The sequence below is a fragment of the Azospirillum sp. NS33 genome, from assembly GCF_059703765.1.
Window position 1 is genome coordinate 19,883 of the sequence record NZ_BAAKJB010000001.1, and the last position, 11,959, is coordinate 31,841.

The 11,959-nt window shown below is 72.2% G+C and carries 9 protein-coding genes and 1 pseudogene; 1 reads left to right on the forward strand and 9 read right to left on the reverse strand.

Going from position 1 to position 11,959, the window contains the following annotated elements:
* Nucleotides 1–24: 24 nt before the first annotated feature.
* From prfA to AC6H2I_RS00125, 8 genes and pseudogenes are all read right to left on the reverse strand, one after another.
* Nucleotides 25–1,098: a peptide chain release factor 1 gene (prfA, locus tag AC6H2I_RS00090; RefSeq protein WP_497498436.1), complete on the reverse strand. Its 1,074-nt coding sequence runs from the start codon at nucleotides 1,096–1,098 to the stop codon at nucleotides 25–27.
* Nucleotides 1,095–2,459, reverse strand: coding sequence for a glutamyl-tRNA reductase (gene hemA, locus AC6H2I_RS00095; RefSeq protein ID WP_497498437.1), 1,365 nt, complete (start codon nucleotides 2,457–2,459; stop codon nucleotides 1,095–1,097). The genes prfA and hemA overlap by 4 nt, the downstream gene beginning before the upstream one ends.
* A gap of 29 nt (nucleotides 2,460–2,488) precedes the next feature.
* Nucleotides 2,489–3,628, reverse strand: a complete 1,140-nt coding sequence (gene ispG / locus AC6H2I_RS00100; protein WP_497498438.1) for a flavodoxin-dependent (E)-4-hydroxy-3-methylbut-2-enyl-diphosphate synthase — start codon at nucleotides 3,626–3,628, stop codon at nucleotides 2,489–2,491.
* A 230-nt stretch (nucleotides 3,629–3,858) separates the two neighbouring features.
* Nucleotides 3,859–4,893, reverse strand: a complete 1,035-nt coding sequence (locus AC6H2I_RS00105) for a DUF4115 domain-containing protein (protein ID WP_497498994.1) — start codon at nucleotides 4,891–4,893, stop codon at nucleotides 3,859–3,861.
* Nucleotides 4,894–5,076: 183 nt separating this feature from the next.
* Nucleotides 5,077–5,361 (reverse strand): annotated as a pseudogene (locus AC6H2I_RS00110) (helix-turn-helix domain-containing protein); the annotation flags it as partial.
* Between the two features lie 151 nt (nucleotides 5,362–5,512).
* Entirely contained in the window at nucleotides 5,513–7,801 is a 2,289-nt protein-coding gene (gene ptsP / locus AC6H2I_RS00115; protein WP_497498440.1) for a phosphoenolpyruvate--protein phosphotransferase, read from the reverse strand.
* A gap of 211 nt (nucleotides 7,802–8,012) precedes the next feature.
* Nucleotides 8,013–9,110, reverse strand: coding sequence for an NAD(P)H-dependent flavin oxidoreductase (locus AC6H2I_RS00120; RefSeq protein WP_497498441.1), 1,098 nt, complete (start codon nucleotides 9,108–9,110; stop codon nucleotides 8,013–8,015).
* 18 nt (nucleotides 9,111–9,128) lie between these two features.
* Nucleotides 9,129–10,364 (reverse strand): aspartate kinase, encoded by a 1,236-nt coding sequence (locus AC6H2I_RS00125; protein ID WP_497498442.1) that lies wholly within the window; start codon nucleotides 10,362–10,364, stop codon nucleotides 9,129–9,131.
* A gap of 163 nt (nucleotides 10,365–10,527) precedes the next feature.
* Here AC6H2I_RS00125 and ubiG point away from each other — a divergent pair, with 163 nt between their 5' ends.
* The gene (gene ubiG, locus AC6H2I_RS00130; protein ID WP_497498443.1) at nucleotides 10,528–11,271 is read left to right on the forward strand and encodes a bifunctional 2-polyprenyl-6-hydroxyphenol methylase/3-demethylubiquinol 3-O-methyltransferase UbiG; all 744 of its coding nucleotides are present in this window, start codon (nucleotides 10,528–10,530) and stop codon (nucleotides 11,269–11,271) included.
* A gap of 7 nt (nucleotides 11,272–11,278) precedes the next feature.
* Here ubiG and AC6H2I_RS00135 read toward each other — a convergent pair whose 3' ends face one another.
* Entirely contained in the window at nucleotides 11,279–11,827 is a 549-nt protein-coding gene (locus tag AC6H2I_RS00135) for a Uma2 family endonuclease (RefSeq protein WP_497498444.1), read from the reverse strand.
* Nucleotides 11,828–11,959: the final 132 nt, after the last annotated feature.

Below are 11,959 nucleotides of genomic sequence, written 5' to 3' on the forward strand. Positions count from 1 at the left end.
CACCGGCGAGACCGGCGGCGGCGCTCACCGCAGCTCGCTGAGGCGCAGCGCCTCGTCCTCGGCCACCAGGGCGTCGACGACCTCGTCCAGGGCCTCGCCCAGCATCACCTTCTCGATCTTGTAGAGGGTCAGGTTGATGCGGTGATCGGTGACCCGGCCCTGGGGGAAGTTGTAGGTGCGGATGCGCTCCGACCGGTCGCCGGAGCCGACCTGGCTCTTGCGGTCGGCGGCGCGGGCGGCGTCCTTGGCGCTGCGCTCCCGCTCGTAGAGGCGGGCGCGCAGCACCTTCATCGCCTTCGCCTTGTTCTTGTGCTGGCTCTTCTCGTCCTGCTGGCTGACGACCAGCCCGGTCGGCAGGTGGGTGATGCGCACCGCGCTGTCCGTGGTGTTGACCGACTGCCCGCCGGGGCCCGAGGACCGGAACACGTCGATGCGCAGGTCCTTCTCGTCGATCTGCACGTCGACCTCCTCGGCCTCGGGCAGGACGGCCACCGTGGCGGCGGACGTGTGGATGCGCCCCTGCGCCTCGGTGGCGGGCACGCGCTGCACGCGATGCACCCCGGATTCGAACTTGAGCCGGGCGAAGACGTTGCGGCCGGTGATGTTGGCGATCGCCTCCTTGTAGCCGCCGATGCCGGTCTCGCTGACCTCCATCGCCTCGAAGCGCCAGCCGTGCAGGCCGGCGTAGCGGCGGTACATCTCGAACAGCTCGGCCGCGAACAGGGCCGCCTCGTCGCCCCCGGTGCCGGCCCGCACCTCGAGGATCGCGTTCTTCTCGTCGGCCTCGTCCTTGGGCAGCAGCGCCACCTGCACCGTGCGCTCCAGCGCCGGCAGGCGGTCGTCCAGCGCCCGCAGCTCGTCCTCGGCGAGGCCGCGCATCTCCGGGTCGGCGGCCGGGTCGGCGGCCATCGCGGCGAGCTCCGCCGCCTCGGTCCGGACCTTCGTCAAGGCGGCGATCGCCTCGGCGACCGGGGTGAGGTCGGCGTACTCCTTGGACAGGCGGGCGAACTCCCCGGCCTCGACGCTGCCGGCGGACAACGCGTCGCGCAGCTCGTCGTGGCGGGCCAGAACCCTGCCGAACTTCTCTTCCAGGCTCACGTTCGCTCTTCCTCGTTGCGTCGGCCGGCCGCCCCGTCGGCGGGGTCGGAGACCGCATTGCCCAGATCACCGTTGCTGTCGCCGCCGCCGCCGTCGCCGTCGACCCCGTCGTCCAGCCGGAACAGGCGGAACAGCAGGCGCTCCGCCGCCGCCCGCTCCGCCCGTTCGCCCCCCTCGGCGGCGGCCAAGGTGCGCAGCATCGCCGACGGGCGGTGCAGCAGCCGGTTGACCAGCAGCCGCGTCGCCGCGTCGGCGTCGAGCGCCCCGTGCTGGTCCAGCAGGCGCCGCCGCTCCGCTTCGAAATGGGCGCGCAACGCCGCCACCGCCGGCACCGCGGCCCGCTCGGCGCGGGTGCGAACGAAGCCGGCCACCGCACCGTCGACGATGGCGCGGGCCGCCTGCAGCGCGCCCTGCCGCCCCACCCGCCCTTCCAGCGCGACGCGCTCCAGGTCGGCCAGGTCGTAGACATAGGCGTCGTCGAGGCCGCCCACCGCCGGGTCGACATCGGCCGGGATCGCGGCGTCGACGACGAACATGGCGCGGTAGCGCCGCCGCTTCAGCGCCGCCCCCATCGCCTCGGCGGACAGGATATAGCGCCCCTGGCCGGCCGCGGTCACCACGATATCGGCGCCCTCCAGCGCGCCGTCGACCTCGGCCCAGGGCACGAAATGCGCGTCCAGGCGCCGCGCCGCCGCCGCCGCCCGCCGGTCGACCGGGGCGGCGACGGTCACCCGGGCAAGCCCCGCCTCGCGCAGACCCTCCACCACCAGCGCCCCCATGTCACCCAGACCCAGCAGCAGGGCGCCGGTGCGCTTGAGGTTGCCGTGCAGGTCGCGGGCGACCTGGACCGCGGCGGCGACGATGGAGGTCGCGCCCTCGGCGATCGCGGTCTCGCTGCGCACCCGCTTCGCCGCGGCGTAGGCCGCCTGGAGCGCCGCCTCCAGCTCCGGCCCGGTGCAGCCGGCGGTCACCGCGATGCGGTGCGCCGCCTTGAGCTGGCCGAGGACGTGCGGTTCGCCGACGATCTGGCTGTCGAGGGACGAGGCCACGTCGAAGACGTGGCGCACCGCCGCCTCTCCGGTCAGGGTGACGAGTTGCCCGGCCAGCGCGCCGGTGTCCTCCAGCCCCAGCCGCTCCCCCATCAGAGCGGCGACCCGCAGCGCCGCCTCGAGCGGCCGGGGATGAACCCCCTGCACCTCGACCCGGTCGCAGGTGCTGAGCCACAGCGCCTGCTCGAAGCCCAGGCCCTTCAGTCGGTCCAGGATCTCCGGAACCTCCGCCTCGTCGGTGGCAAGGCGGTCGCGCAGGCTGCCCGAGCAGGTGCGGTGGCTGGCGCCGACGACGAGGTAGGAGGCGATCACCGATCCGATCCGAGCTCACACGCGGCGGATCACTCCGCCGCTTCCGCAGCCGTTGCGGCGCTCGCGGCGGCCGCGGCCTCGATGGCGGCCGCCTTCTCCTCGACCATCGCGACGAGATGGTCGACGATGTCGCGGTCCTTCAGGCGGTGGTCGGGCTGGCCGGCGACGTAGATCTGGTGGGTGTTGTTGCCACCGCCGGTGAGCCCGATGTCGGTCTCCCGCGCCTCGCCGGGACCGTTGACGACGCAGCCGATGACCGACACCGTCAGCGGCGTGGTGATGTGGGTCAGGCGCTGCTCCAGCACCTCCACCGTCTTGATCACGTTGAAGTTCTGCCGTGCGCAGGACGGGCAGGACACGACCGTGACGCCGCGCCGGCGCAGCCCCAGCGACTTCAGCAGGTCGTAGCCGACCAGGACCTCCTCCGCCGGGTCGGCCGACAGCGACACGCGAATCGTGTCGCCGATGCCGGCCCACAGCAGCATGCCCAGGCCGATGGAGGACTTCACGGTGCCGGCGCGCAGGCCGCCGGCCTCGGTGATGCCGATGTGCAGGGGATAGTCGCACACCTCGGCCAGGCCCTGGTAGGCGGCCACGGCCAGGAACACGTCGGACGCCTTGACCGAGATCTTGAACTCCCGGAAATCATGGTCTTCCAGGATCTTGGCGTGGTCGAGCGCGCTCTCGACCATGGCCTCCGGGCAGGGCTCGCCGTACTTCTCCAGCAGGTCCTGCTCCAGCGACCCGGCGTTGACGCCGATGCGCATGGAGCAGCCATGGTCCTTGGCCGCCTGCACCACCTCGCGCACCCGCTCGGCCGAGCCGATGTTGCCGGGGTTGATGCGCAGGCAGGCCGCCCCGCTCTCGGCCGCCTCGATGGCCCGCTTGTAGTGGAAATGGATGTCGGCGACGACAGGGACCTTGACCTGCCGCACGATGTCCTTCAGCGCCAGCGCCGAGTCCCGGTCCGGGCAGGAGACGCGGACGATGTCGACGCCGACCCGCTCCATGGCCTGGATCTGCTCGACCGTCGCCTTGACGTCGGCGGTCGGCGTGTTGGTCATGGACTGGACCGAGATCGGGGCGTCGCCGCCCACGGGAACGGAGCCGACGTGGATCTGGCGGGACACGCGGCGCTGGATCTGCCGGTAGGCGCGCACACTGCTCATCGGAACCTGGCCTTCGATTCGGAACGGGGCGGTCCGCCCTTATAGCGCACCCGCCGCTGCCCCTGAAGTGCGCACGCGGGTTCGCGTTGCCAAGGGAAAGGGACGGAGCCCGACCTTAGGCGGGTTTCACCGGCTCGGGCCACGGGCCCGGCCCGGCGAAACCTGCGGACTCCAGGGTATTGCAGGGTCTCCCAGCCCGCCCATGGGTGGGCGGGGTACGGAAAACCGGCCTAGCGCAGGGCCGGCGCGTCGAGGGCGATGTCCCGCAGCACCTGGCCGCTGGCGCCGAGCGGCGTGCCGGCCACCCCGTCGACCACGACGACGAGACCGCCGGCGTTGCCGGTGCGCAGGCGCACCCCGGGACGGTCCGGAACGCGGTAGACCTCGCCCGGCCGCAGGACCCGCGTGAAGAGGAGGTCGCCGCCGCCATCGCGGACCTGCACCCAGCTGTCCTGGGTGGCGCGGAGCTGGACCCGCGATTCCTGGTTCTGGCTGCCATACACGCGGGTCGGCGGTGTCGCCACCGCGGCCGCCGCATCGGCCACCGCGGTGCTGCCCGGGGCGGCGGCGACCGCCGGCAGCGGCGGTGCCTCCGGCGTCAGCGGCGTCGGCTCCTGGGCCGCCTCCTCGGTGTCCTCCTCGGTGGCCGCGGCCTCGGCCTCGGCCGCCGCGTCCGGCTTCACCGGCGGCACGGCGTCCGCCGCCGGCGTGTCCGGAAGGGCCGCCACCGCGGCCGGGGCGTCGGCGGGCGGCAAGGGCGCGGGCGCGGCCGGTGCGGCGGCGGGCGCCCCGGACGCCGTCCCGGGCGCGGGCGCCGGCGCGGCCGGAGCGACGGCTTGTGACGGCGGCGACGGCGGGGGCGGCGACGGCGGGGGCGGCGACGACGGGGACGCCGACGACGGGGACGCCGACACCGGCGGCGCGGCGGCCTGCGGGGCGGCCGTCACCGCGGCACCGCCCCCGGCGGATGGGGCAAAGCCCCCGGCGGATGGGGCGGTGCCCCCGGCGGATGGGGCGGTGCCCCCGGCGGACGGGCTCGCGGACGCCGTGGTCGAGGGCGCCTCGGCCACGGCGGCCGGCGGCGCCGGATCGGCCGGCGCGCTCTCCGCGACCTCCGGCCCGGGCGCGTCGGGGGACGGCGCCGGCGGCGCCTGGGCGGCGGACTCGTCCGGGGCCGGGAGCGACGGCTGGGTGGTGGCGCTGAACGGCAGGTTGTCGAGCAGCGACACCAGGCGGTCCGGCAAGGCCGGCACCAGATCGACCATCGACCGGTCGGTGGCCGACAGATAGTACCAGCCGCCATAGACCGAGCCGGCGATGACCAGCGCCGCCAGCAGGACCGCACCGCCCGGCACCCGGCCTTCCGGCACCGGCGTGGGGAAGTACAGCTCCTGCTTCGCGGTGCGGCCGGCGACCTCGTCCTTGAAGCGGCGGACCACGGCGTCGGCGTCGAGGCCGAGGTATTCCGCGTAGGAGCGCAGGAAGCCGGCGGCGTACGCGTTGCCCGGAAGGTCGCCATAGCGGCCGTCCTCGATCGCCTGCAGGAACACGTAGCGGATGCGCAGCATCTCCGCGACGTCGCGCAGCTCGACGCCGACGCGCTGGCGCGCCTCGCGCAGGCTGGCGCCCACGCCGGCGACCGGCGCGTCGCCGCCGCCCCAGCCGGGGTGATGGCCGGGAGAATGGGAGGAGGCGTCCATGCCGTCGTTCACCTTGCGAATGCTGTCGCCCATGGGGTCGGTCGTGTCGTCGCTGCGCGCGCCGATGGCAAATCGTTGCGCCGGGATGGCGTCCGCCGACGCGGTGGCGCGGCGCCATGGCCGGCACGGTACACGTCCTTCGGCATGGCTCTTGTAACAAAGGCGTGCGGCAAGGGGCAACCGCTCAAATCAGGATGCCGTGATCCTTGGCAAAAGCGCCGAGCTTGCTGCGCGCGCTGTGGTCGGCGCGGCTGTAAAGCCCGCCCATGTATTGGCGCAGACTGCCGACATCAAGGGAACGCAGCATCGTCTTCACCGGCCCGACCGCCGGGGGTGCCATGGACAGGGTGCGGAAGCCCAGGCCGATCAGGGCCATGGCGTCGAGCGGCCGGCCCGCCATTTCGCCGCAGATGGACAGAGGCACACCCGCGTCGTCGCAGGCCTCGACCAGCCCCTTGAGCAGGCTGAGCATGGGCGGCGACAACGGGTCGTAGCGCATCGCCGTGCGCGGGTTGCCGCGGTCGCAGGCGAAGATGTACTGCATCAGGTCGTTGGAGCCGACCGACAGGAAGTTCACCCGTCGCAGCAGGGCGGGAAGCTGGAACAACAGCGACGGCACCTCGATCATCGCGCCGACGCGCAGCCGGCCGGGCAGCGCGTAGCCTTCCGCCTGGACGCGCGCGCACTCCATGTCGAGCAGGCGCCGGGCGGCGTCGAACTCGGCCACCTCGGCGATCATCGGGAACATCACCGACAGGGCCGGCCGGCCGGCCGCCGCGCGCAGCAGCGCCCGCAGCTGCTGGCGCAGCAGCATGGGATGGTCCAGGCCGATGCGGATCGCCCGCCATCCCAGCGCCGGGTTCTCCTCTTCGCCGGCCACGATGTAGGGCAGGATCTTGTCGCCGCCGGCGTCCAGCGTGCGGAACACCACGGGCTTGGCCCCGGCCTCGTCGAGGATGCGGGCGTAGAGGTCGGTCTGCGCCGCCACGTCGGGATAGGTCGAGCGCACCATGAACGGGATCTCGGTGCGGTAGAGGCCGATCCCCTCGGCCGCGCTGGCCTGGAGGTGCGGCAGATCGATCAGCAGCCCGCAGTTGAGCTGGATGGAGATCGGCACGCCGTCGCGGGTCAGCGACGGCAGCGCCCGGACCTCGGCGTACATCTGCTCCTTGCGGGTGCGCAGGGCGACGCTGTCGGCGAAGGCCATCTGGATGTCCTCGGCCGGGCGGACGAAGACGGTGCCATGGTCGCCGTCCACGATCAGGGGATCGAGCGGCTCGATCCGGTTCATGGCGTCGGCGATCTGCACCACCGGGATGTCGAGGGCCCGGGCGACGATGCAGACATGGGACGACGGCGACCCCTCCTCCAGGATCAGCGCGCGCAGGCGGCGCTGGTCGTAGTCCAGAAGCTCGGCCGGGCCCATGGTGCGGGCGACGATGACGATCTCGTCGGGCAGGGTCGCCGCGTCGCCGTCGCCGTGCTTGCCGGCGAGGTGCTGGAGCAGGCGGTTGGTCAGGTCCTCCAGGTCCAGCAGGCGCTCGCGGATGTAGGGGTCGGTGAGATGGCTCATGCGGGCGCGGTTGTCGTTCTGCACCTGCTGCACCGCGGCGTCGGCCGTCAGCCCCTTGGCGATGGCGTCGCGGATGCGGGTCAGCCAGCCGCGGTCCTCCGCGAACATGCGGTAGGTCTCCAGGATGTCCCGCGGCTCACCCTGCGCCGCCAGGGACGGCGAGGCCAGCAGGGCGTCGAGGCGGCTGTGCATGGCGGTCAGCGCCTCGGCCAGGCGCTGCTGCTCGCGGTCGGAGTCCTCGGCCACCATCTGGCGGATGGTCAGCTGGGGACGGTGCACCACCGCCAGGCCGGTCGCCAGGCCGCCGCTGAGGGAGACCCCGGACAGGCGCGCCGGCATCAGCGCGGCGTCGCCGGTGGAGAACACCTCCTGCGGGTTGATCAGCTCGCCCGCCGCCACCAGCTCGGCGACGACCATGGCGATGGTCTGCAGGGTCTCGACCTCCTCCTCGGCGTAGTGGCGCCGGGCGGCGTGCTGGATCACCAGGACGCCGCGGACCTTGCCGCCGCGCAGGATGGGCACGCCCATCAGGGACTGGAACGGGTCCTCGCCGGTTTCCGGGCGGTAGGCGAAGCTGGGGTGGGCCTGGACGTTGTCGAGGGCCAGGGCGCGGGCCTGGGCGGCGATGTCGCCGACGATGCCCTCGCCGACCCGCAGCCGGGTCTTGTGCACGGCCGCCTTGTTGAGGCCCTCCGTGGCGAACAGCTCGAGCACCTCGCCGGCGCGCATGACGTAGCAGGAGCAGACGTCGGCCCCCATCTCGGCGCCGATCAGGGTGACGATCTTGTCCAGCCGGTCCTGCCCGGTGCCCGACCCGGCCATGATGTCGCGCAGCCGCGCGAGGAGGCGGCGCGAGGCGCGGCCGTCGAAGGGGGCGGTGTGCTGCTTGACGCTGTCCATGGCGCGCTCAATTCCACGCGGCGGCGGCAAAAGCAAGGGGGGAGACGGGTGCCTCCGCCCCATGGGCGGCAACGCCGCGCGGCGTTGCCGCCGCGGGGGCGCCGGCCGCCCGGTGCGACAGGAGAGTCAACGGCATGGGGATCCCGCGCAATGGCCTTCGCCCATCAATGTGGTGCGCCGGCCCCTTGCGCGAAAGAGGCACCCCCCGTTCTCAGGCCGCTCCTTCCTCCACGGCCCGCGCGCGCAGGGGCAGCGAGGCGAAGCGGCGCAGCAAGGCGGCCTCCGCCTGACCCAGCAGTTCGGCGATGATCTCGATGGTCGGCTGCTCGCGGGTCACCATGCCGACGCTCTGGCCCGCCATCAGCGACCCGTTCTCCACGTCGCCGTCGATGACCGCACGGCGCAGCGCGCCGGCCCAGTAGTGCTCGATCTCGAGCTGGGCGGCCTCGCGGGAGATCGCGCCGGCGTCGACGCGCGCGATCAGCGCCCGCTGCGTCTCCTGGAACCGCTTGGTGCCTTCGTTGGCAAGCGCGCGCACGGGGATCACCGGAAAGCGCGGGTCGATCTGCACCGACGGCTGGGCATCGCGGGCGGAGGCGCGGATGAACGCCTTCTTGAAATTGGCGTGGGCGATGGATTCCGCCGCGCAGACGAAGCGGGTGCCGATCTGCACCCCGGCGGCGCCCACTTCCAGCGCCGACACGATGGCCTCGCCGCGGCCGATCCCGCCGGCGACGAACACCGGCACCTCCCGCACCTCGGGCAGGATCTCCTGGGCCAGCACGGAGGTGGCGACCGGACCGATGTGGCCGCCGGCCTCCGACCCCTCGATGATCAGCGCGTCGACGCCCATCCGCACCAGCCGCTTGGCGATCACCGCGGCCGGGGCGAACGCCACCACCTTGGCGCCGCCGTCCTTGATCCGCTTGATGGTGACCGCCGAGGGCAGCCCGCCGGCGACCACGACGTGGCCCACCCGCTGCTCGACGCAGACCGTCACCAGGCTGTCGAGCTGGGGATGCAGGTTGATGAGGTTGACGCCGAACGGCCGGTCGGTGAGGGCGCGGGTCGCCGCGATCTCCTCGGCCAGGCGGTCCGGCGCCATGGAGCCGCAGGCGAGCACGCCGAAGCCGCCGGCGTTGGAGATGGCGGAGACGAGGTGGCGTTCCGACACCCAGGTCATCGCGCCGCCCATGATGGCGGTGGGTGAGCCGAGGAAGGCGCACCCCCGGCTCCACAGCCGGTCGAGCCTCAGACGGGCCGCCGGGGCGGACGCCGCGCTCGCGGACATGGCCGGGGGGTGTTTCATGGGGCTGGCGGTTCCCGATCAGGTCGCGTCGAGGCCGTAGACCGTGTGCAGCGAGCGCAGGGCCAGTTCCGTGTACTCCTCGGCGATCAGAACGCTGATCTTGATCTCCGAGGTGGAGATCACCTGGATGTTGATGCCCTTGTCGGCCAGCGCCTTGAACATGCGCTGTGCGACGCCGGCGTGGCTGCGCATGCCGACCCCGATCACCGACACCTTGACCACGTCGGGGTCGGAGACGATGCGCTGGTAGTTCAGCTCCGCCCTCTTGTCCTCGAGCACCTTGACGGCGCGGTCGATGTCGGCCTTGCCGACGGTGAAGGTGAGGTCGGTGGAACGGCCGTCCTCCGAGACGTTCTGGACGATCATGTCCACGTTGATCGCGGCGTCCGACAGCGGGCCGAAGATGCCGGCGGCCACGCCCGGCCGGTCGGCGACGCCGACCAGGGTGATCTTCGCCTCGTCGCGGCTGTAGGCGATGCCGCTCACCACTTCCTTTTCCACGATCTCGTCCTCGTCGACTACCAGAGTTCCAGGGAGTTCACTGCCGGGGGCCGGCTCGAAACTGGACAGCACCTGCACGCGCACGCGATGGTTCATCGCCATCTCGACGGACCGCGTCTGCAGCACCTTGGCGCCCTGGGAGGCCAGTTCCAGCATCTCCTCGTAGGTGATGCGGTCGAGCTTGCGGGCCTTGGTGACGATGCGCGGATCGGTGGTGTAGACACCGTCCACGTCGGTGTAGATGTCGCACCGCTCGGCCTTCAGCGCCGCCGCCAGGGCCACCGCAGAGGTGTCGGAGCCGCCGCGCCCCAGCGTGGCGATGCGCCCGTCCGGTGCCACCCCCTGGAACCCGGCGACCACCGCGACCTCGCCGGTCGCCATGCGCTTGTCCAGCTCGGTGGTGTCGATGGAGACGATGCGCGCCTTGGCGTGGGTGTCGTCGGTGCGGATGGGGATCTGCCAGCCCAGCCAGGAGCGCGCCGGGATGCCGATGGACTGCAACGCGATGGCCAGAAGGCCGGTGGTCACCTGTTCGCCCGAGGCCACGACGGCGTCGTACTCGCGCGCGTCGTGCAGCTTGTCAATGTCGGTGCAGTGCTTCACCAGCTGGTTCGTGGTGCCCGACATGGCCGAGACCACGACCGCCACCTGATGGCCCGCCTTGACTTCCTGCTCGACCTTGCGAGCCACGTTCTTGATCCGCTCGATGTCGCCGACCGACGTGCCGCCGAACTTGAGGACGATCCGCGCCATTATCCCCACACCATCTGAAGCCGGCCCCGGTGCGGGGGGTCCGGCATGACGCCCCCGCTCCACCGTTGCCGGCGCGGGGCGGCGTATCCATACTCTCTCGGCCGGGACGAAGGCAAGAACGCCCGGGCCTGTTTTCACGCGAACATTTTATGGGATCTCACCGATGAACGCGACCGCCGGCACCGTCGACCCAGACGAAATCGCCCGTTTCTCGGCGATCGCCGCGGAGTGGTGGGACCCCGCCGGCAAGTTCCGCCCGCTGCACAAGCTGAACCCGCTGCGCCTCGCCTACATCCGCGACACGGTCTGCGCGCGCCTCGGCCGGGATCCCCACACCGGAACGGCCCTCGCCGGCCTCGACGTCGTCGACATCGGCTGCGGCGGCGGCCTTCTGGCCGAGCCCCTGGCGCGCATGGGCGCCACGGTGCTGGGCGTCGACGCGGCGGAGCGCAACGTCAAGACCGCCGCCGCCCACGCCGCCGAGACGGACACCGCGGTCGCCTACCGCGCCACCACCGCGGAGACCCTGGCCGCCGAAGGGCGCCGCTTCGACGTGGTGGTGGCCATGGAGGTGGTGGAGCACGTGGCCGACGTGGACCTGTTCCTCAAGGCCTGCACCGACCTGGTGGCACCCGGCGGCGTCCTGTTCCTGGCCACCTTGAACCGCACCCCGAAGAGCTTCGCCCTGGCCATCGTCGGCGCCGAGTACATCCTGCGCTGGCTGCCCCGGGGCACCCACAACTGGCGCAAGTTCCTGCGGCCGTCGGAGCTGGCCGCCGGCCTGCGCTCCCGCGGCTTCGCCATGAAGAACCTGACCGGCGTCACCTACAACCCGCTGACCGACGCCTTCCGGCTGCACCCGCGCGATCTCGACGTCAACTACATGGGATGGGCCGAGCGCGGGTAGCCGCCACTCAGGTGCCGGCGTAGACCTCGTCGAGGTCCAGCGCGAGGTCGAACGGCGGCAGCGGAACGGCGCCGCCGGTGACGACCTCGTGCACCCAGCCCTCACCCTCGCGGCGGTAGACCTCCACGCGGCGCTCCTCCTGGGCCACCACGAGGTAGGCGGCCAGGCTGGGAACGGTCAGATAGTGGATGCGCTTCTCCCGGCGGTCCACGGCTTCGGTGGACGGCGACAGCACCTCGACGACCAGGGCCGGCGCATGAACGACGTAGTCGTCGCGGTCGGAGGGATCGCAGGTGACCACGAGGTCGGGATAGTAATAGGCGTTGGCCGCCTCGACCCGGACCTTCACCTCGCTTGCATAGGCATCACAGCCCCGCCGCTGCGATGCCTGCTGCAACGCGACGAACAGGTTCCCTACGATGCGGGCGTGGCGGCGGCTGGCGCCGACCATCGCGAACACTTCACCGTCGACGTATTCGTGCCGCACCTCGGCGGTCCGTTCGCGCGCCAGATACTCGTCCGGCGCCATCCAAGGGGTGCGCAATGCGGTCGGCATGGCATCCAGCATACCGCAGCTTTTTCGCCGCCACCATCGCCCGTTGGGGCGGGTGTGGAAAACACCACCGCCGTCATCGTTTGTTCTTCGAACCGTCAGATCACCGTCACGCCGGCACGGCTACAACAGGCG

Coding starts and splice junctions, on each gene's coding strand:
- ispG (WP_497498438.1), bottom strand. CDS start 3,628: ATGAGCAGTGTGCGCGCCTACCGGCAGATCCAGCGCCGCGTGTCCCGC.
- AC6H2I_RS00105 (WP_497498994.1), bottom strand. CDS start 4,893: ATGGTCGATCTGGTGCCGGCCTTGCCGGACCGCCTGGTGTCGCTGCTC.
- ptsP (WP_497498440.1), bottom strand. CDS start 7,801: ATGGACAGCGTCAAGCAGCACACCGCCCCCTTCGACGGCCGCGCCTCG.
- AC6H2I_RS00120 (WP_497498441.1), bottom strand. CDS start 9,110: ATGAAACACCCCCCGGCCATGTCCGCGAGCGCGGCGTCCGCCCCGGCG.
- AC6H2I_RS00125 (WP_497498442.1), bottom strand. CDS start 10,364: ATGGCGCGGATCGTCCTCAAGTTCGGCGGCACGTCGGTCGGCGACATC.
- ubiG (WP_497498443.1), top strand. CDS start 10,528: ATGAACGCGACCGCCGGCACCGTCGACCCAGACGAAATCGCCCGTTTC.
- AC6H2I_RS00135 (WP_497498444.1), bottom strand. CDS start 11,827: ATGCCGACCGCATTGCGCACCCCTTGGATGGCGCCGGACGAGTATCTG.